We start from the raw sequence: 19,360 nt of genomic DNA, 5'->3' as shown, positions 1-19,360 counted from the left end.
TCACTAACTATCTCGTGTTAGTTGATACCTGAATCATAGCGAGCAAGAAAGCGATGCGCATTATTTGTCAGCAAGTGCCTGCATCGTTACCAAGCCGCAACATAACAGTGCGAGGCTCAATCACCTCCAACCTGCGCGATCACGAATGTCACCTCGCAGTCGCGCATGCGCCCGGCGAACTCCGGACGAGAGTCAGGGCCGCACGATCGCGTCCCGATGCCATCTTGGAAGACGTCAAGCCACAGGAACAGGCGCTCGCTCGCGGGCAGCTCTTCCCAGTGCGAGGCCTGGGCCAGCTCGCGCTCACTCCACGGGCTCACGCTCCACCCGAGCAGCGAGGTCGGCAGGACCACCAGCTCGCCTCGCCGCCCCCGCAGAGACAGGACCTCCAGCTCGCGCCGATGCCCGCCCTCCTGGGGGCGCACATCCACGTCCCACAGGTCCGAGGCCTCGCCATGCCCACACCCGCGAGCGTCGGGCACGGCCATGTCGGGGTAACCGATGAGGGTCTCTCCCAGCCAGGAGGCCTCCCACGACGACCCGGGCAATTCGACGCGCACGCCTAACCGAGGAACGCGCTCGGGCCAGCGCCCGTGGGGGGCGACGCGCAGGCTCACACGCAGGCCTCGTCCTGCGCCTTGCCCCAGGCGCACGGGCACATACTCCCAGGCGAGGGTGGCGCCGAACTGTGCGGCGGGCGGCGACCAGCGCTCGACGACGCGGCGAGTGCCCGCGTCCTCCTCGATGGAGACGAGGCGTCGGCGCAGCAGGTGCAGGCGCGCCCGCTCCCAGCGCATCGCGTGCGAGATTCCGCCCTGTCCGCACCCGACACCGAGGGGCCCCAGATCGCCCTCGTCGATCCCCCAGTAGTCGACGGGGCCTCGGCCCCGATCGTTGTCGGTGGGGGCCCGGAAGACGCTGATGCCGACGCTCACGGGCACATCGCCGACGCGCGAGAGGCGCCCGTCCTCGGCGAGGCCGTAGGCGTCGTGAGCGCCGCCGGGAGAACGCACGGGAGTGACGGCTGCGCCGAGGAGGGCGCGCAGGTGAGCCTCCTCTTGCTCCGATCCGCTGCGGCTCTCGTCGATGGCCCGGGCGAGCGCAGGAGCGTCGGGGGCCATAGCGGCCACCCACGCCCACGTGCCCGCGTAGGGGCGCGAGAGCGCGTCGACCAGGCCGTCGCACACGAAGTTACCGTCGTGGACCTCTTCGCCGAAGTCGCCGCCGTAGGACAGGGCGCGGCGCCCGTCGGGCAGCGTGCGCCACAGGGCGTGGTCGCGCCATTCCCACACGAAGCCGCCGGCGTGGCGCCGGTGGCTCATCTGCGCCGCATAGCCGGCGGCATTCCCGGGGCCGGTTCCCATCGCGTGGAGGTATTCGCACATGAGGTAGGGGGCGCGCCGGATGCGCTCGCGCGCCGCGTCGTCCACGTCGGCGGCCACGTGCGTGGGGACGGCGACCGGCGCGTGGAGGTCAGAGTCGTCCAGGACGGCCGCGACCTCCTCGAGCGTGGGGTACATGCGCGAGTAGATGTCCGTGTATTGAAGGGCATGATCACCCTCGTAGTGGACGATGGCGCGCCCGCGGGTGCGCTCGTGAATCCAGCGGGCGCAGGCCGCCAGGTTCGGCCCGGTGCCCGACTCGTTGCCCAGGCTCCAGCTCATGATCGAGGGGTGGTTCTTGTCGCGCTCGAAAGCGCGCATCGTGCGATCCAGGTAGGCGGGCGCCCAGGCCGGGTCGCTGGAGGGGTTGTCGACCCACTCCCCCTCCCCCTCGAAGCCGTGGGTTTCGATGTCCCCTTCGAGCATGACCCACAGGCCGATCTCGTCGGCCAGGTCGAGCAGGCGCGGGTGCGGGGGGTAGTGGGAGGTGCGGATCGCGTTGATTCCCATGGTCTTCATGAGCGCCAGGTCGGCGCGGGCCCACTGTTCGTCGAAGACGCGGCCCTCGTCGGCGCGCACCTCGTGGCGGTTGACGCCGTTAAGGGTCAGGGGCTCACCGTTCGCCATCAGCACGCCGTCCTCGATGCTCACGCGGCGGAATCCGAGGCGCAGGGCGCGCTCCGCGTCGGCGAGGCCCCCGCGCCCTCCCACGCACACGCGGGCGTCGTAGAGGGCGGGGTCGCGCGCGCTCCACGGGCGCACGTGCCCCACGGAGAGGCGGCCGCTGCGGTAGAGCCCATCCTCGCCTCGCTCGAGGGCGAGCAGGCAGGAGCCGAGGCCGTCGATCTCGAGGCGACCCACCAGGGAGTCTTCCTGCGCGCCGAGCACCCGGGCCTCGACGCTCGCGTAGCCGACCCCGGCCTCGTAGTCGGTGTCGACCCACAGATCCTCGATCGCGCCGTCGGCGAGGTGACGCAGGCTGACGGAACGGAAGATTCCGGGCAGCCACCACTGGTCCTGGTCCTCCAGGTAGGAACCGGCGCTGAACTGGTGGACGCGCACGGTGACCCGGTTGAGGCCGGGGCGCACGGCCCCGGTCACGTCGAACTCGTGGGCCAGGCGCGAGCCACGGGCCATGCCCACCCACGTGCCGTTGACCCACACGGTTGCTTGGCTGTCGACCCCGTCGAAACGCAGGGCGACGACGCCGCCCTGCCAGTCGGCGGGGAGCTCGACGGTGCGGCGGTAGTCGCCGACGGGATTGGTGCCGGGAGGGAAGGGCGGGTCCACCGGGAAGGGGAAGTCGACGTTCGTGTAGGCGGGGCGACCGTAGACCCCCTCCCCTCGCAGCACCCAGTGGCTGGGAACGTCGATGTCGCGCGTCTCGGTCTGGCCCGCGGGCTCGGGCCAGGGCTCCTCGACGTTGACAAACGGCTCCGGATCGGTGGGATAAAAGGCAAAGGTCCAGGTGCCATCCAGGCTGATCACGCCCGGGTCGTCGGCCAGATGTGCGCGTGGCGGCAGGAGAGCGCCCGCGCCGGGAGCATAGGAAGGTATCATCATTTTCACGTCTGCGTGCCTTTCGGATGTCATCGTCGAAACTCCGATCGTCACCCACAAGACTAACACGTTATAGTTATTGCGTTTCTTCAAACGCACACGAGGATTGGAAGCCCGTCATGGAGCGCGCAACCCGAGCCGACGTCGCTCGCGCAGCAGGCGTCGCACCCTCCACCGTCTCACTCGTTCTCAACGGACGAGGCCGGGATGTCAAGATCGCTCCCGCGACCATCGAACGCGTCCAACAGGCCGCCCGCACCCTCAACTACATCCCCAACGCCGCCGCCCGCTCCCTGCGCCGCGGCAAGTCCCACCTCATCGCGCTCCTCATGGCCGAGCTGCCCGACGACCCCTTCGTCCCCGTCGTCCACACCGTCCTCACCACCGCGATGATCGACATCCAGCAGCGCGGCTACCTCCTCCTCCCCCTCTTCCAGTCCGGCGACGGCGCCTCCGACGCCGAAGTCATCCGAGGCGTCCTGGGAGACACACAGCTCGCAGGCATCATCCGCGAGACCACGTCCGCCGAAGCCTTCACCTCCCGCCTCCTCGCCAACCTCGGGATCCCCGTCGTCGCCATGTCCATGATCGAGGCCAACCCCACCGGGTCCGAATCCTCCCTCATCCGCATCGACGAAGGCGCCGGAGTGCAGCAGGTTTTGTCCGACTGCGCGCTCATCGACCCATCGACCGGGATGGGTACGGGGCGCGCCGTCTTCCTCGCCGGCCCAAACACGAACCACGCCCGCCAACACCCCATCGCACACGCCTTCGGCACCAACTTCACCCTCTACTCCCTGCCCGACTGGGAGGCATCCACGGCCTACCAGGCCTCCGTGCGACTCCTCACCGAGGACCCCAGCATCTCCCTCATCGCGCTCGCCGACGACTCGCAGGCACCCGGCGTCTTCCAGGCCGCCGACGACCTCGGCCTGTCCATCCCCGCCGACCTGTCCATCCTCGGGTTCGGCAACCAGGACCACCGCAACGCCGAGGCCATGGGACTAACCACCGTCGACTGGCCCCTCAAGGAGATGACCGAGGCCGCCGTCGCCTCCATCATCAACGTCATCGAAGGACGATCACCCGCCGACAACATCCACCCGCGCGCCCTCACCGTGACCGAGGAGACCACCCCGGCCTCGTCCCAGCCCATCCCCGTCGCGACCATCCCGACCCACCCCGTGTGGCGCACCTCGGTCGCCCGGCGCGCCTAGCGAACACTCCCCCACGACCCACCCGCGACCTTCCCGTCCGCGAGGCTCCCACCCGCGTCGAGCCACCGGCCCACACCGTACAATCGAGGCATGGATCGCCAGGCTCTCACCGAACGCACGCTCTCCTTCCTCCTACGCCGACTGCACGACGCGGGCGTCTCCGCGACGCGCCGAACCGACGAACACACGGGCGACGCGTTCCTGGAAGTCGACGGGTGGCGGCGCATCAACGTCGAGAATCTGGTCAGCGAGCTCACGCAGGCCGACCCCGCCCAGCATGAGGCCATCATCGAGCGCTGGGTCGCCTTCATCATAGAGTCGGGACGCATCGCCGACCAGCCCATCACCGACGCCGACGAGCTACGCCAGCGCGTGCGCACACGCATCCTCACCCCGGACCTGGCCGCCGACCCCCACTTCAGCTACGCGCGCCCCTTCCCCGGAGACCTCGCCCTGGGCCTGTGCCTCGACTTCCCGAACACCGTTACGACGGTCACCGACCAGCACCTCGAGAAGTACCCGATCGGCCTCGACGAGCTCTACCACTACGGGCAGATCAACACGGACGGTGAGCCGATCGACGAACAGGGCCCCTGCGGCCCCTTCACCGGCATCGGCGGCGAGTCCCTCTTCATCGCGTCGAAGGCGGCGCACGTCGCCAACCTGGTCTCCACTTTCCGCATCGACGCGCCCCACGGACTGTTCTTCGCGATCCCGGAACGCTCGATCCTCCTGTACGCGCCCGCCGACCCGGGCTCTGTTACCCAGCAGTACCTTCGCCTCCTGGATTACCTGCGCATCGACTTCATGCGGCGCTTCCGCGCCAACCCCGCGCACACGCTCAGCAAGGACCTGTTCTACTGCGGGCCGGACGGCGAGTTCGGCACCATCACACGCTCCGACCATCCGGACGTTCAGGAGCTCTTCACAACCGTGAACCTGGACGCAGACCGCCTCGTGGAGCTCGCCGTGAAGAACATGAACTTCTTCGACGGCTTCCGCTCCCGCTTCTACCCCACAAACATGTGACGGCATCGGCTCAAAAGAGTGGCTCCTGGTCGAAGGATCGCGGCCCTGGCTCGAAGGAGTGACGGTCCCAGCCCGAGAGAGTGACGGCTCCTGGTCGAAGGAATGACGGTGTCGGCCCGAAGGAGCGCGGCCCCGGCCCGAAAGAGCGACGGTCCCGGCCGCACCCTTCTGGGTACCCTCCGCGAGCACCCGCACGCCCTCCGCACGCCCTACACGCGACTCACCCACGCATGGTTCCCCCACAATGTCGCATGCAATTTGGGTACCCTCACTTTTCTTAGCATCTCGAAAAGGCCAATGATTCCAACGATCCGATGTCACGCATCGAAAGACGGCCAGGGGAATTGCATGCGACTTTTTGTCAGAGCGTTCCTTCCGCCACAAACAGTGACGGACCAGGCACTGGTAGCAACACCCGCGTCGATCCCATTCCCATCCCCTCGCCACGGGGGTGACAGCAGCACACCCGCTCTGAAGGACTGCACCCGTTCAGAAGGAGTTGATCCTTCCTGATGAGGTGTAACGCCCCATCAAACACACACAACTGTGTAACGCCCCCGGCCGCGCACCACATAGGGACAACGCGGGAGGGACGGATGCGCGTCACATCCACCCCTCCCGCTTACTGACGCCTTGCGCCGAGCCGGCCACGGCCTCGTCGCACTCTTAGACGACGAGGCCGTGGCCGTCACTCCTGAAGGTGGCACGCCCGGTAGATACCCTGCAGCATGGCCAGGCGCTTGGCGAGGGAGGCGTCCTTGGGGACGCAGACCTTCGCGCCGAGATACTCCGCGCCGCCCGCGAGCGCCGCTTGGGCGCAGCGACCGATCTGCTCGGCGTCCATGAGGGAGGTCGGCTCGTCGGCCTGAGCGGGCAGGTGCCCGTCGATCCAGGCGTACCCGTACTGCGTCTCCTCCGGGCCCGCGCCCGAGAAGACGACGCCGTCGAGCACCCCGCGCGCGCCCGCCTCACGCACGTGCTGGTAGGCGGTCTCCGCGTCGCGTCCTTCCACGGCGGAGCGACCCCAGTTCAGGTGGATGCCGATGCCGACCTCGGCGACGACGTCGATCTCGTCGCCCAGGGAGAGGAAACCCTTCTCGGGCTTTTGTTCCGGCACGTACTTATCGCAGTGCTCGACGACCAGAGTCGCCCCACTCCAGTCCCAGCCCACGACCTCCTCGAGCGAGCGCTTGAAGGCGTCGGCGTCGGCCAGGCGCGTGGGCGCCGAGTGCAGCTGCACACGACCAACCAGCAGGCGCCCGGCCTTGCCGCACAGGTCGTCGAGGTCGTCGCAAAGCTGGCGGGTAAAGGCCAGGGCAGCTTCGCGTCCCGCCTCGTCGGGCGAGGCCAGGCCGAAGGTGGCGTCCTTCCACACGTGTTGCATGGTGCCGGGGATCGCCGTGATGGTGTTGAAATCCCAATGCGGCGCCAGGTGAGCGGCCAGCACGTCGGCCTGGGTGGCGAGCTGCCCAGGGTAGGGAATCTCGACGCCGCTGACCCAGGGCTGGTCGGCGAGGAGCTGGTAGTAGTCGGCCTCGAGCTCAGGCGTCGGATGCGACGCGTAGGCTCCAATAATGAATGGACGTGTCATTGTGATCAGCCTTCTTTGATGATCTCGTCGTTACCGTCTTCAGGACGAACGTATTCCGGTCCAACCATCTTTTGCAGCAGACGCGGAAGGTTTGCCCCAATCGACACCATGACGACCGCGGCGAAACCGAAGGAGAGGATCGCGAGGGCGAAGCCGAGCGAGAACTTCGCTGCGATCGCGGCGCCGAGGACCGGTCCAACCGCGCCGCCGAGCGCACCCACGTTGTAGCAGAAGCCAAGACCCGCGGCACGCTTGTCGACCGGAAAGTACGAGGAGACCCACTTGGGCAGCAGGCCGGAGACACCCTGGCCGAACATCTGTTGAAAGAAGAGCAATGCTGCCACGAGGGCCACGTACTTGCCGTTCTGCATGAACAGGGGGAATACAATCATCTGCGAGAGCAACAGGGAGATAGCATACCAACGGCGCATACCAAACTTGTCACCCGCAAAGCCCGCGATGATGTAGCCCGCAGCGTTGCCAAGGCCAGCGAAAGAGACCACGTTGGCGACGACCGTCTGGTCCATCCCAACACCATGCAGGTAGGTGGGGAGCAAGCCTTGGATGGGCCACGTGTACATGAACGAGGCGAAGATCGTCAGCATGATCGCGATACCGATGACCCAGCGCTTGGAGTCAAATTGGATGATCAGGTAGATGAAGATGACCGCGCACACGGCGCCGAGGGCGCTGACGGCAGCGACGCCCCCGACTCGCTGTGTGAAGATCAGCAGCAGCGAGACGAAGGCAATCACCACGACGATGTAGTTGATAACCTTCCGCTTTCCACCGAAGAGCACCTGAAGCATGTCATTCTTCTCGACATGTCCCTTTTCCTTAGCCTCGCTCCAGTCAGCAGCCTCGGGCAGGGTCTTTCGCATGTAGATCGCAACGACAATCGGAACGATGCCCGTGAGGAACAGGGCGCGCCAGCCCCAGCCGGGATGCAATGAGTCAACCCAAGTCACGAAGTACTTGTCGACCTGAGCGGCAGCGATGACACCGAAGGCGTAGCCGGACAGCAGGAAGCCCGAGGCCTTGTTGCGCATGTGCTTGGGCCAGGACTCAATGACGTAGGCAGCCGACGCCGAGTATTCGCCAGCCATGGCAAAGCCGATGATGAGGCGAAGAATGAAGAGGATCCAGAAGTTCGGTGCGAGCGCACAGGCGATAGAACCGAAAGCGAACATGAAGATCGACAGGATCATGGCGGGCTTACGGCCGTAGCGGTCGCCAATCGCACCGAGGACGAGGCCGCCGATCCACCGGCTGATGAACGCGGCCGAAATCAGGGACGCGCTCTGAACGAGCGTCAGCTCGAACGCGGCCGTGATCGCAGGCAGCGCGAAGGAGATGAGGACGAAGTCGTAGCCGTCCAGAAGCACGCCAATCCAGGCGGCGAAGAAGGCTTTGCGATCTTCTTTCGTGAGGTATTGGTACCAGGGCTTCGTAGGAAGCGCCTGCATGGGGGACGTACTCATGATGAGTGCCTTCCTGATATTTCATCGTCGAATAACGAGGGGCTTGAGTCGAGATGTCTAACAATCAAGTTGTCAGACAACTTGCGGTAATGTTAGCCCTCTCTCACTCTCGAGTCAAGGTCAAATTGCCACCAGATTTGCATCTTGCCAAGAAAAGAAAGGGCTGCTAACCTGTCTGACAACTTCTTGCTGTGACCAATCACATGCTCTGCTTCGTGATGGCGCGAGGTAATACAAACAACTAACAGAAAGGTGTCAAACATGAGCATCGACGCAGGTCAACCGGGAATTTCCTGGTTCTTACAGTTCCGCGCACACATCGACGGCTCTCTGATCCACCTCCGCTCCGACGGGGATGCAGGATGGGCTCTCCTCATCCGTGCTGGCGCTCTCTTCCTCGAGGGCTCCACCTCCACCATGCCCCTTGCGCTAGACATGGAGGACACTGCCTCGCTGACTGACGGCAGCTGGCACTCACTCGCACTCACAGCCACGGCTGCTGGATCCAAGATCTTCCTTGACGGCTACCAGTGCTTCTCGACGACGGGTGACTTATCGCCGGACGGGTGCGGTCCAGGTTCCGAACTGCTCGCTGACCCGGGGTCCGGCATCGAGATACGCAATCTCGCCACTCACGAGGGAGTCCTATCCCCCGCAGACATCCTCGCGCTCTCGCCGGCTCCGACCCCCCTCATCGAGTTCGCTGCCGCACGTCTCTCCGACTACGACGTGTCCGAGCTCTCCGAGCTCACCGCCGGCACAATCTTCGCACGCTACCGCGTGCGCGGTCCCGGCCAGCACGGGACGATCCTCGCCGCCGGAGGTGGCGGCACCGAGCAACTCAACCTGTCTGTAACCGCAGAAGGCATCGAGTACAAGGTGCTGGGACGCAGGGGCCAGTGGCGCACGTTTACGGCCCACGGCCACTGGGATCAGGGACACTGGCACGACGTCGTTGTACGCGTCGGACACGGCGCAGTACAGATCTACGTCGACGGTTACCTCGAGGCTCACCTGCCCGGACAGGCTTTCTTCGGCGCCGTCGGTTCTCTCGACGAGGTCGTCATCGGTCAGGATACCTCCGGATCCCGACTCTTCGGCGAGGTCCGCAATGCCGCGCTCTTCTCCTCGGTTCTCAACGACTCGCAGATCAAGAAGCTCTCTTCTGTCACCCCACTCGACACGCAGTGTCTCTTCGATGCTGGATTTCACGACTCGATCAGCTACCGAATCCCCTCGCTCATCACCCTGAAGTCGGGGGTGGTCGTCGCCGGCGCCGACCAGCGCGAGACCATCGCGAACGACTCCCCCAACTCCATCAACTTCACGATTCGCCGTTCCTTCGACGGCGGCCTGACCTGGGGCGACCTCCAAACGGTGCTCACCTACCCCGGCCACGGCGCGAAGGGGGCCTCGGTGATCGACTCCTGCGTCGTCCAGGACCGACGCACGGGGCGCCTTGTGGTCCTCATCGATCACTTCCCCGGCGGGATCGGACAACCCAACGCCGAGGCAGGCCTCGGCGTCGACGAGAAGGGCCACTACATCCTGCACGACAGCCAGGGTGTCACCTACACCTGGAACGAGGACGGCAGCGTCACGGATTCCGATGGCGCCCCAACCCCCTACAGGGTGTCCGAGCGCGGCGACGTTACCGTCACCGAGGATGGACAGGAATCACCCGGCGGCAACGTCTTCCTCGCTGACGGCGAAGACCCCAACCAGACGCTGCTCACCGCGCGTACCTGCTACCTGCAGATGATTTACTCCGACGACGACGGAGAGACCTGGTCTGCTCCCGTCAACTTGAACCAGGACGTGAAGGAAGAGTGGATGTCCTTCTGCGGCACATCCCCGGGCACAGGTGTGCAGCTGCGCAGCGGCCGCCTCGTCATCCCCATCTACTACAACGGTGACCACAAGCGTCATTTCTCTGCAGCCGTCGTCTACTCCGATGACGGGGGCACCACGTGGAAGCGGGGCAAGTCCCCCAACGACGGACGTCTCTTCGAAGGCCGCGAGATCGACTCACGAACGCTCGACACCGAAGCGGCGGCTACACACGAGGCCACCCTCATCGAGCGGGCGGACGGCTCACTGCTCATGCTTATGCGCAACCAGCACCCGAGCGGGAAGGTGGCGGTCGCCGTCAGCACCAACGGCGGCGAAACCTGGGGTGACGTATCCTTCGCGCAGGAGATCACCGAGATCTTCTGCCAGCCCAACGCGGTGCCATGGCCGAGCGAGGATTGCCCCGAGCGCGTCATCTTCGCCAACGCCTCCCAGATGCGTCCCTACCGCGGGCGCGGCGTCCTTCGCCTGTCCGAGGACGGTGGTCGCACGTGGATCGCGTCGCGCACCTTCAACCCCGCGCACTACGTCTACCAGTGCATGACGATCCTGCCCGACGGTACCCTCGGCTTGCTCTGGGAGCGTGAGATGCAGGGACTGTACTTCAGTCGCATCCCGCGTGCGTGGATCGAGGCCGCAAAGATCTGACGGTTCGTCTGATCTTGAGACGAGGCCGGCTGCCGTGCGCTCCATACAAGAGAACAGCAGGCGGCCTCGTCCACCAGCAACATGTACGAGGGGGCGGGCACCCACCGGTGCCCGCCCCCTCGTAACGTCAGCGTGCTGCGCTCACAGCGCGAGGTTTTCCTTGACGACGTCCGCCAGCGAGGAGGCCACAGAGTCTGCCTCCTCCTGGGTCGCCGCCTCGACCATGACGCGCACCAGGGGCTCGGTGCCCGACGGGCGCAGCAGGACACGGCCGGTGTCGCCCAGGCGAGCCTCGGCGACAGCCACGGCCTCGGCGACGGCCTGGTTCGATGATGCGGCCGCACGGTCCACGCCACCCACGTTGATGAGGGTCTGCGGCAGGCGCTTAATGAAGGACGTCAGGTCGGCCAGCGAACGGCCGGACTCCTTGACCATGCGCGAAACGAGCAGCGACGACAAGATGCCATCGCCCGTCGTCGCATGGTCGCGGGCAATGATGTGGCCCGACTGCTCCCCACCGAGGCAGTACCCGGACGCCAGCATCTCCTCCAGGACGTAGCGGTCACCCACGCCAGTCTGCACAGTGTTGATGCCGGCCTCGCGCATGGCGATGAGCAGGCCCAGGTTACTCATGACGGTGACGACCAGCGTGTCCTTGGCGAGCGCGCCGCGCTCCTTGGCGTTCACGGCCAGCGCACCCATGATCTTATCGCCGTCAATCAGGTTGCCCTCGTGGTCGACGGCCAAGCAGCGGTCCGCATCCCCGTCGTAAGCGACACCAAACTCGCAGCCAGCCTCGACGACGGCAGCCTGCAGGGCCTCGGGGTGCGTCGAACCGGCGTGCAGGTTGATGTTGCGGCCGTCAGGCTCGGCGTTGATGACGGTAATGTCGGCGCCAAGCTCACGGAAAACGGCCGGCCCCAGCTCGGAGGCGGCGCCGTTCGCACAGTCGATCGCGATCTTCATACCGCGCAGGTCGGTGCCAATAGCCCCCACGAGATGCGCGACGTAGGAATCCTTAGCCCACGCGTGATCGGCGTTGACCTCACCGACACCATCGCCGGTGGGGCGCTCCCACTCCGTATTCAAGAGGGCCTCAATCTCATCCTCAACGGAATCGGCGAGCTTGTAACCGCCGTGCGCGAAGAACTTAATGCCGTTATCGGGCATCGGATTGTGGGAGGCGGAAATCATGACGCCGAGGTCAACGGTGTCCTCGGTAGCCGTCAGATGCGCGACAGTGGGCGTGGTGACGACGCCGATGCGGGTCACATCCATGCCAGCGCTCGCCAAGCCAGCGGCGAGGGCGTGATCGAGGAACTCGCCCGAGATGCGCGTGTCACGCCCAATGATCGCGCGGGGCTTCGAACCGTCCGCGCGCCGAGCCCCACCGAACTGGCGGGCGGCAGCCTCGCCGAGCTGGAGCGCGAGATCCGCGGTGATGTCAACGTTTGCCAGTCCACGCACGCCGTCCGTGCCGAACATCCTGGGCATAATGTCTCCGTTCAGTGGGTCATACGACTGGTCTAAGGGTACCGCGACTACGCCCCCGACCTTGTACGAGGCCGTGGCCCGGACAGCGTCGGCGCTCACATTGCGGGCGGTGTTGACAGGAACAAAAAGGTCGCGCCCCGCGGGAGCGGGGCGCGACCAACAGAAAATGTGCTGAAGGTGATCAGCGCTTCGAGAACTGCGAAGCCTTGCGGGCCTTCTTGAGGCCTGCCTTCTTACGCTCGATGGCGCGGGCGTCGCGGGTCAGGAAGCCAGCCTTCTTGAGGGCCGGACGGTTGGCGTCGCGGTCGATCTCGTTGAGGGCGCGCGACACGCCGAGGCGCAGAGCGCCGGCCTGGCCGGAGATGCCGCCGCCGTTGATGCGGGCGATGACGTCGAAGCGGCCGTCAATGTCGAGCAGCACGAAGGGGGACTTCACCAGCTGCTGGTGCAGCTTGTTGGGGAAGTAGTCCTCGAGGGTGCGACCGTTGATGGTCCACTTGCCGGAGCCGGGGACCAGGCGAACGCGGGCGACGGCCTCCTTGCGGCGGCCCAGGCCCGCGCCGGGCGCGGTGATGGACTGACCGGCGCCGGCGGGAGCCGACTCGGTCTCGGACGTGTAGGAGCTGGGGACGACTTCCTCGTCCAGCTCAGCGGAAACGATGGTCTCAGCCACGGTTCTCCTCAGTGTAAAAGGCGTTCAGCGACCCGCACGGTCACTGAGCGACCTGGGTCAGTTCGTAGGGAACCGGCGACTGGCCGGCGTGGGGGTGCTCCGGGCCAGCGTAAACGTGCAGCTTCTTGAACTGCGCGCGGCCGAGGGAGTTGTGAGGAAGCATGCCCTTAACGGCCTTCTCGACGGCGCGCTCGGGCGCCGCGGCGAGGAGGTCACGGTAAGCGGTCGCGGTCAGGCCGCCGGGACGACCGGAGTGACGGTAAGCCATCTTCTGGTCGAGCTTCTTGCCGGTGAGGGCAACCTTGTCCGCGTTGATGATGATGACGTTGTCGCCCATGTCCATGTGAGGGGCGAACGTCGGCTTGTGCTTCCCACGGAGGAGGGCAGCGGTCTGGGCTGCCAGGCGACCGAGGACGACGTCGGTGGCGTCAATGACGTACCACTTCTTGTCCGCGTCCCCAGGCTTGGGTGAATAGGTGCGCACGGGCGTAACCTTCAATTCTTGTTGGTCATGGGACGCCGCGCCGGTTTTTCCGGGGGCATCCGCGATGAAACGGTTCGCGCGAGGCGTCGGCGAGTGCTCCTAGCGAGTGGGAGACACTAGGTACTCTGCTGACGCACAGCACTAGCCATATTATCGGCACGCGGGCCGAGGGTCAAAGGGCGGCGGCTACTGTGTTACATCCCTCAGCTGTCGTCGCCGCAGCAGGTGTCGCGCCTGGCCCGGGTCTGGAGCGCGCGGGCACCCCACTGGGAGGGATCGGGGTAGTCGACGCCTTCGAGGGTGAGCCCATGAGCAGGCGCGATGGGCGCGGCCTGGGAGCGCGAGCGGGCGCGCAGGATCTGGGCCGGGTAGTCGGTGTCGCGCGCGCCGGAGCCCACCAGGAGGAGAGCGCCGACGAGGGAGCGCACCATCGAGTGACAAAAGGCGTCGGCCTCGACGGTGAAGACGAGGGTGCCCTCCGACTCGCGCTCGGCGCGCAGAGCACGCAGCGTCCGGATCGTCGTGGCCCCCTCGCGCGGGCGACAGAACCCGAGGAAGTCATGTTCCCCTAGGAGGGCGGCCCCGGCCTCGTTCATCGCCGCCTCGTCGAGCGGGTCCTCGACCCAGAGGCGATCCCAGCGCCCGAGCGGCTCGGGACGGTCCGACACCCGGTAGGCGTAGGAGCGCCCAAGCGCGGAGAAGCGCGCGTCGAAGCTCGGGTCGACGACGGCCGCCGAGTAGATGCGCACGTCGCACGTGCCGTGCGCGGCCGGCAGGTCACGCCCACGCGCGCGTTCACCGTAGCGCCCCGAGAGGATCTTGTTGAGCCTGCGCACGATGGACGAGGCCGTGGCCGCGTCCGTGCTTTCCCCTCTCCTGGGGGCAAGCCGCGCCCAGGCCTCGTCGCTGACGTCGAGGTGGCAGACCTGGTGGCGCGCGTGCACGCCCGCGTCGGTGCGCCCGGCGACCGTCGTCGTGATCTCCTCGCGCGAAGCCATGGCGAGGGCCGCCTCGATCTCGCCCTGGACTGTACGCAGGCCGGGCTGGGCGGCCCACCCGCGAAAGTCGGTGCCGTCGTAGCCGAGGTCTAGGCGCAGGCGCCGCGCGCTCACAGCTCCCACGCCCGCACGCCGCCGATGATGCCCGCATCGTTGGGCACGACGATCACGTCATCCCCCATGAGACGCAGGTTCGAGGCCGTGATGCGCTTCGAGTTGCCGCCGCCCAGATACAGGCGATCCCACATGTACATGGGCCGCAGGCCGTCGACGACGCGGCGAACGCGGCGCGACCAGTGCACGTCACCGAGGCGCAGGCGCTCGTGCTCGCCGATGTAGTCGTCGTAGGTCAGGCCCCAGCGCACGGGCCCCTGGGAGACCTCAACGTGGGGTGCGAGCTGCCCGCCGTCGAACACCGCGTTCCCCAAGCCGGTGCCCAGGGTGATGATCATTTCGAGGCCTCGTCCCGTGATCGCGCCCGCGCCGGCGACCTCAGCGTCGTTGAGGACCTTCGTGGGCAATCCGAGTGCCTGCTCGATCGCGCTGCCCATGTCGAAGTGATCCCAGCGTTCCAGCAGCTCGGGCAGTACGCGCGAGCGCGGTCCATCGCGCGTGATGTAATGCGGGGTCGCGATGACGACCCCGTGGCGGATCATCCCCGGCATCCCCATCGTGACGCGCGTCGCCGCTGGGAGCTCGCGGGCGAGGCCGACGGCCGTATCGACGAGGAGCTCGGGCGGCAGCGGGTACGGGGTCGGAACCCTGTGAGGCGGCGCAATCATCGTGCCCCGCTCGTCCACGACGGACCCTTTGATGCCTCCGCCGCCGCAATCAATCGCCAACGTCATCTCACGTGTCATGGCTTCAGGCTACCGGATACGGCGAGGGCCGGACACCCCGTCGGGATGTCCGGCCCTCTGCTCGAGTCGATCAGTGACCTGGCGTCACTTCTCGTCGGCGGCCTGCTCGGCGGCGTCTTCAGCCTTGCCGGCCTCGGCGGCCACTTCCTCGGCCTCGTTGGCCATGGCCAGATCGCCGTCCTCGCGAGCCTCTTCGGCGCGCTCGGCGGCAGCCTCGGCGGCTTCCTCAGCCTCGGCGGCAACGGCCTTGGCCTCGGCGGCCTTCTCAGCCGTCTTCTCGGCGGCCTTGACGACGGCCTTCTTCTCGACCTTCTCCATGACGAGCTCGATGCGCATCAGGGGAGCGTTGTCGCCCTTACGGTTGCCAACGCGGATGAGGCGGGTGTAGCCGCCGGCGCGCTCGGAATCCATGGCGGGGACGAGCTCCTCAAAGAGGATCGCGACGATGCCCTTGTTGGGGATCTTCTTCATGACCGTGCGACGGGCGTGCTGGTCGCCGCGCTTGGCCTTCGTGATGAGCTTCTCGACGTAGGGGCGCAGCATCTTGGCCTTCGCCTCCGTGGTCGTGAGGCCGCGGTGTTCGATGAGCTGAGCCGCCAGGTTCGACAGAATCAGCTTCTGGTGTGCCGGGCTACCGCCCAGACGAGCACCCTTCTTGGGGGTGGGCATTTGTTTCTCCTACGGATTCAATGCGTCCATCGGACGCACGGGGTCAGATGGACTGGTCGTCCGAAAAGATCGCAGCGGACTCCGAGTCGCCGAAGCTCGGCATCACCGAGTCCTTCAGCGTCATACCGAGAGCCGCCAGGGACTCCTTGATCTCTTCGATCGACTTGGTACCGAAGTTGCGGATGTCGAGCAGGTCGGCCTCCGAGTGAGCAACCAGCTCGCCGACGGTCAGGATGCCGCGGCGACGCAGCGCGTTGTAGGAACGCGACTGCAGGTTCAGGTTCTCGATGGGGAGGGCCAGATCGGCCGCGAGGGTGGCGTCGGTGGTGGAGGGTCCCACCTCGATGCCTTCCGCTTCCTCGTTCAGTTCACGCATGAGGCCGAACAGCTCCACGAGCGTCTTGCCGGCCGAGGCCAGGGCGTCGCGCGGGGTAATGGCGGCCTTGGTCTCCACGTCAATGACGAGGCGATCAAAGTCGGTGCGCTGCTCGACACGCGTCGCCTCGACCTTGTAGGTCACCTTGACGACGGGCGAGTAGATCGAGTCGATCGGAATGCGAGAAATCTCGGCCTGCGGATCCTTGTTCTGAGCGGCCGACACGTAGCCGCGGCCACGCTCGACGGTCAGCTCGATCTCCAGCTTGCCCTTCTCGTTGAGAGTGGCGAGGCGAAGATCGGGGTTGTGGATCTCGACACCGGCGGGAGGCGTGATGTCGCCGGCGAGAACCTCGCCGGGGCCAGCCTTGCGCAGGTACATGACGACAGGCTCGTCGTTCTCGCTGGACAGGACGATCTGCTTGATGTTCAGGATGATCTCAGCGACATCTTCCTTCACACCTTCGATCGTGCGGAACTCGTGGGGGACGCCATCGATGCGGATGGACGTCACCGCTGCACCCGGAATCGAGGACAGGAGGGTACGACGCAGGGAGTTACCCAGCGTGTAGCCGAACCCGGGCTCGAGGGGCTCCAGGGTGAAACGGGAGCGCAGGTCGCTGACCTTTTCTTCGGTCAGGATGGGTCGCTCTGCAATGAGCACGTCTATTCCTTTCTGACCGGTGCCCGCTATATGACACCGGATATGGGAACCTGCTGAAGCAGGCTAAGGGAGTGTGAACCGTGAGGTTCAGACGTGGGGAGGGCAGAGCCCTCCCGTCCACAAGTCAGCCGCGGCGGCGCTTCGGCGGGCGAGTGCCGTTGAAGGCCTGAGGCGTGACGTCCTGGATCGAACCGATCTCCAGGCCGGCGGCCTGCAGGGAGCGGATCGCGGTCTCGCGGCCGGAGCCGGGACCCTTGACGAAGACGTCAACCTTCTTCATGCCGTGCTCCTGGGCGCGACGAGCCGCAGCCTCGGCCGCGAGCTGCGCGGCGAAGGGGGTGGACTTACGCGAACCCTTGAAGCCAACCTGGCCGGAGGACGCCCAGGCGACAACCGCGCCCGTGGGGTCCGTGAGGGAAACGATGGTGTTGTTGAACGTCGACTTAATGTAGGCGTGGCCGTTGGTGACGTTCTTCGAAATCTTGCGACGCGGCTTGCGGGCACCGCCCGTGCGCGAGGTCTTTGCTGCTGCCATTTCTGGTTCAGTTCCTTCTTGTCGCGGAAAGCTATCCCGGTGGGATGAGCGCTCCTAGGCCTTACTTGGCCTTCTTCTTGCCTGCAACGGTGCGCTTGGGGCCCTTGCGGGTACGCGCGTTGGTCTTGGTGCGCTGACCGTGGACCGGCAGGCCACGACGGTGGCGAAGGCCCTGGTACGAACCGATTTCGATCTTGCGACGAATGTCGGCCTGAACCTCACGGCGGAGGTCACCCTCAACCTTGAAGTTTGCCTCAATGTAGTCACGAAGCTTGACGAGTTCCTCTTCCGTCGCGTCCTTGACGCGAGTATCCGGGCTGACGCCGGTGGCGGCGAGGGTCTCTGCCGCACGGGTGCGGCCGACTCCGTAGATGTATGTGAGCGCGATCTCGAGCCGCTTTTCGCGGGGGAGGTCGACGCCGGCAATACGTGCCATGGTGATGTTGCTCCAGTTGTTCATCGGAGGTCGTCATCGCTCAGTCCGGGCGAGCAGCCCGGCCCCGGCCTCCGAACCGAGGGTCGCCCACACGTGGGCGCTTAGAGTGATGCTGTGGGGCAGATGCCCCGCGGGTCGCAGCGGGCCTCAGCCCTGGCGCTGCTTGTGCCTGGGGTTGTCGCAGATGACCATGACGTTGCCGTGGCGACGAATCACCTTGCACTTGTCACAGATCTTCTTGACACTCGGCTTGACCTTCATGGTTGTTACCTCCACTGCCCGTCGGGCAGTTTGTGTCGGGTCACTTGTAGCGGTAGACGATACGGCCTCGGGAGAGGTCGTAGGGGCTCAGCTCGACGACAACTCGATCCTCGGGCAGGATGCGGATGTAGTGCTGACGCATCTTTCCCGCAATATGGCCGAGAACCACGTGGCCATTCTTCAGTTCCACACGGAACATCGCGTTAGGCAGGGCCTCAACGACCGTGCCTTCCATCTCAATGACGCCGTCTTTCTTCGCCATATCCTCCGTTTATCCTCTACATGTCTCGGATAGGTTGCGGCGGTTGCCGCTAGGCGCAATGCAGTCGGTGATGACATGCAGATACGCCCAAGGAACTACTCTACGGCATGGGCACCCCCGAGCGGTAGCCGGGATACCTGTCGGTTCGCTCACGTTTAATGCGTCACATTTTACGTACACGCCGAACGGCTCCCGCGCGCCAAGGTCGCGGATCAGCCAGCCCATGTATCGCGCACCACACACCGCGCACCAAACACCGCGCACCGCGCACCACACACCGCGCACCAACGCGGGGACTGCCCGAGCCACTGCGGGACCACCGGACCTTACCGAACAATGTCGCACGTAATTCCCCACGGTCATTTTTCGACTACGCCTCAAAACGTTGCAATTCCAAGGCTGCAAATTCAACGTTTGAAATAGCCGCGAGGGAATTACGTGCGAAATTGATAGAGAGCCCAGCGGTCGAGGGACACGAGGATTACAGCTGAGACGGACCAGACCAGCACAACACACCGCGCACCACACACCACACACCAGCGCGAGAACTGCACGAGCCACTGCGGGACCACCGGACCTTACCGAATAATGTCGCACGTAATTCCCCACGGTCATTTTTCGACTACGCCTTAAAACGTTGCAATTCCAAGGCTGCGAATTCAACGTTTGAAATAGTCGTGAGGGAATTACGTGCGACATTCATGGAGGGCCCGGCGGCGAGCAGGCCCGGCGGCGAGCAGGCCCGGCGGCACCCCACGACGCCCGGCTGCGCCCGGCGGCAAGCAGGCCCTCAGGCACCAAGACAGGGTCACCAGAGTCGGAAGGCACCGTGACAGGCGGCTAGTGACTACGGTTAACGCGGCCACGGCCTCGTCGATAGAAGAGTCGGG

Annotated in this window: 17 protein-coding genes; 3 read left to right on the top strand and 14 right to left on the bottom strand. The window is 65.7% G+C overall.

Going from position 1 to position 19,360, the window contains the following annotated elements:
• Positions 1–116: 116 nt before the first annotated feature.
• Positions 117–2,945, bottom strand: a complete 2,829-nt coding sequence (locus tag HMPREF1138_RS06910; protein ID WP_050981242.1) for a glycoside hydrolase family 2 TIM barrel-domain containing protein — start codon at positions 2,943–2,945, stop codon at positions 117–119.
• A gap of 116 nt (positions 2,946–3,061) precedes the next feature.
• On the opposite strand from HMPREF1138_RS06910, the gene HMPREF1138_RS06905 reads away from it, so the two are divergent.
• Complete coding sequence (locus tag HMPREF1138_RS06905) at positions 3,062–4,159, top strand: LacI family DNA-binding transcriptional regulator (protein ID WP_009057961.1); 1,098 nt, start codon at positions 3,062–3,064, stop codon at positions 4,157–4,159.
• A gap of 90 nt (positions 4,160–4,249) precedes the next feature.
• Complete coding sequence (locus HMPREF1138_RS06900) at positions 4,250–5,188, top strand: hypothetical protein (protein ID WP_009057969.1); 939 nt, start codon at positions 4,250–4,252, stop codon at positions 5,186–5,188.
• Between the two features lie 688 nt (positions 5,189–5,876).
• On the opposite strand, the gene HMPREF1138_RS06895 is transcribed toward HMPREF1138_RS06900, so the two are convergent.
• Both HMPREF1138_RS06895 and HMPREF1138_RS06890 read right to left on the bottom strand, forming a co-directional pair.
• Positions 5,877–6,779, bottom strand: coding sequence for a DUF4862 family protein (locus tag HMPREF1138_RS06895; protein ID WP_009057944.1), 903 nt, complete (start codon positions 6,777–6,779; stop codon positions 5,877–5,879).
• Positions 6,780–6,784: 5 nt separating this feature from the next.
• Positions 6,785–8,260, bottom strand: coding sequence for an MFS transporter (locus HMPREF1138_RS06890; protein ID WP_039937313.1), 1,476 nt, complete (start codon positions 8,258–8,260; stop codon positions 6,785–6,787).
• A gap of 261 nt (positions 8,261–8,521) precedes the next feature.
• On the opposite strand from HMPREF1138_RS06890, the gene HMPREF1138_RS06885 reads away from it, so the two are divergent.
• Entirely contained in the window at positions 8,522–10,759 is a 2,238-nt protein-coding gene (locus HMPREF1138_RS06885; RefSeq protein ID WP_039937311.1) for a sialidase family protein, read from the top strand.
• 141 nt (positions 10,760–10,900) lie between these two features.
• Here HMPREF1138_RS06885 and glmM read toward each other — a convergent pair whose 3' ends face one another.
• The 11 genes from glmM to infA all read right to left on the bottom strand — a co-directional run bounded on the left by glmM (position 10,901) and on the right by infA (position 18,470).
• Positions 10,901–12,253, bottom strand: a complete 1,353-nt coding sequence (gene glmM, locus HMPREF1138_RS06880) for a phosphoglucosamine mutase (protein WP_039937309.1) — start codon at positions 12,251–12,253, stop codon at positions 10,901–10,903.
• 181 nt (positions 12,254–12,434) lie between these two features.
• A complete protein-coding gene (gene rpsI, locus HMPREF1138_RS06875) occupies positions 12,435–12,926 on the bottom strand; it encodes a 30S ribosomal protein S9 (RefSeq protein WP_009057966.1) in 492 nt (163 codons plus the stop codon).
• A 40-nt stretch (positions 12,927–12,966) separates the two neighbouring features.
• Complete coding sequence (gene rplM, locus HMPREF1138_RS06870; RefSeq protein WP_009057965.1) at positions 12,967–13,410, bottom strand: 50S ribosomal protein L13; 444 nt, start codon at positions 13,408–13,410, stop codon at positions 12,967–12,969.
• Positions 13,411–13,613: 203 nt separating this feature from the next.
• A complete protein-coding gene (gene truA, locus HMPREF1138_RS06865; RefSeq protein ID WP_009057951.1) occupies positions 13,614–14,522 on the bottom strand; it encodes a tRNA pseudouridine(38-40) synthase TruA in 909 nt (302 codons plus the stop codon).
• Positions 14,519–15,268: an ROK family protein gene (locus HMPREF1138_RS06860; protein WP_009057958.1), complete on the bottom strand. Its 750-nt coding sequence runs from the start codon at positions 15,266–15,268 to the stop codon at positions 14,519–14,521. Before HMPREF1138_RS06860 ends, truA begins: the two co-directional genes overlap by 4 nt.
• Before the next feature lie 84 nt (positions 15,269–15,352).
• On the bottom strand, positions 15,353–15,937 hold the full coding sequence (gene rplQ / locus HMPREF1138_RS06855; RefSeq protein ID WP_009057960.1) for a 50S ribosomal protein L17: 585 nt from the start codon (positions 15,935–15,937) through the stop codon (positions 15,353–15,355).
• Between the two features lie 43 nt (positions 15,938–15,980).
• Positions 15,981–16,976 (bottom strand): DNA-directed RNA polymerase subunit alpha, encoded by a 996-nt coding sequence (locus HMPREF1138_RS06850; protein ID WP_009057952.1) that lies wholly within the window; start codon positions 16,974–16,976, stop codon positions 15,981–15,983.
• 124 nt (positions 16,977–17,100) lie between these two features.
• Positions 17,101–17,511, bottom strand: a complete 411-nt coding sequence (gene rpsK / locus HMPREF1138_RS06845; protein WP_009057967.1) for a 30S ribosomal protein S11 — start codon at positions 17,509–17,511, stop codon at positions 17,101–17,103.
• 61 nt (positions 17,512–17,572) lie between these two features.
• Positions 17,573–17,947 carry a 30S ribosomal protein S13 gene (gene rpsM, locus HMPREF1138_RS06840; RefSeq protein ID WP_005872704.1) on the bottom strand — a complete coding sequence of 125 codons (375 nt, stop codon included), beginning with the start codon at positions 17,945–17,947 and terminating at the stop codon, positions 17,573–17,575.
• Between the two features lie 147 nt (positions 17,948–18,094).
• Positions 18,095–18,208 carry a 50S ribosomal protein L36 gene (gene rpmJ / locus HMPREF1138_RS06835; protein ID WP_003790577.1) on the bottom strand — a complete coding sequence of 38 codons (114 nt, stop codon included), beginning with the start codon at positions 18,206–18,208 and terminating at the stop codon, positions 18,095–18,097.
• Between the two features lie 40 nt (positions 18,209–18,248).
• Entirely contained in the window at positions 18,249–18,470 is a 222-nt protein-coding gene (gene infA, locus HMPREF1138_RS06830) for a translation initiation factor IF-1 (RefSeq protein WP_003790580.1), read from the bottom strand.
• Positions 18,471–19,360: the final 890 nt, after the last annotated feature.

The organism is Actinomyces sp. ICM58, from assembly GCF_000283035.1.
In the GTDB taxonomy this organism is placed as follows: Bacteria; Actinomycetota; Actinomycetes; order Actinomycetales; family Actinomycetaceae; genus Pauljensenia.
Note: the sequence above shows the minus strand (reverse complement) of the source record. Positions and strands in the feature narration are given on the sequence as shown.

What these genes read in the sequence shown, in the direction of transcription:
- HMPREF1138_RS06860 (WP_009057958.1), bottom strand. Translation starts at nt 15,268, where the DNA reads ATGACACGTGAGATGACGTTGGCGATTGATTGCGGCGGCGGAGGCATC.
- HMPREF1138_RS06885 (WP_039937311.1), top strand. Translation starts at nt 8,522, where the DNA reads ATGAGCATCGACGCAGGTCAACCGGGAATTTCCTGGTTCTTACAGTTC.
- infA (WP_003790580.1), bottom strand. Translation starts at nt 18,470, where the DNA reads ATGGCGAAGAAAGACGGCGTCATTGAGATGGAAGGCACGGTCGTTGAG.
- HMPREF1138_RS06910 (WP_050981242.1), bottom strand. Translation starts at nt 2,945, where the DNA reads ATGATGATACCTTCCTATGCTCCCGGCGCGGGCGCTCTCCTGCCGCCA.
- rpsM (WP_005872704.1), bottom strand. Translation starts at nt 17,947, where the DNA reads ATGGCACGTATTGCCGGCGTCGACCTCCCCCGCGAAAAGCGGCTCGAG.
- rplQ (WP_009057960.1), bottom strand. Translation starts at nt 15,937, where the DNA reads ATGCCCACCCCCAAGAAGGGTGCTCGTCTGGGCGGTAGCCCGGCACAC.
- HMPREF1138_RS06905 (WP_009057961.1), top strand. Translation starts at nt 3,062, where the DNA reads ATGGAGCGCGCAACCCGAGCCGACGTCGCTCGCGCAGCAGGCGTCGCA.
- HMPREF1138_RS06890 (WP_039937313.1), bottom strand. Translation starts at nt 8,260, where the DNA reads ATGAGTACGTCCCCCATGCAGGCGCTTCCTACGAAGCCCTGGTACCAA.
- rpmJ (WP_003790577.1), bottom strand. Translation starts at nt 18,208, where the DNA reads ATGAAGGTCAAGCCGAGTGTCAAGAAGATCTGTGACAAGTGCAAGGTG.
- rpsK (WP_009057967.1), bottom strand. Translation starts at nt 17,511, where the DNA reads ATGGCAGCAGCAAAGACCTCGCGCACGGGCGGTGCCCGCAAGCCGCGT.
- glmM (WP_039937309.1), bottom strand. Translation starts at nt 12,253, where the DNA reads ATGCCCAGGATGTTCGGCACGGACGGCGTGCGTGGACTGGCAAACGTT.
- HMPREF1138_RS06895 (WP_009057944.1), bottom strand. Translation starts at nt 6,779, where the DNA reads ATGACACGTCCATTCATTATTGGAGCCTACGCGTCGCATCCGACGCCT.
- HMPREF1138_RS06900 (WP_009057969.1), top strand. Translation starts at nt 4,250, where the DNA reads ATGGATCGCCAGGCTCTCACCGAACGCACGCTCTCCTTCCTCCTACGC.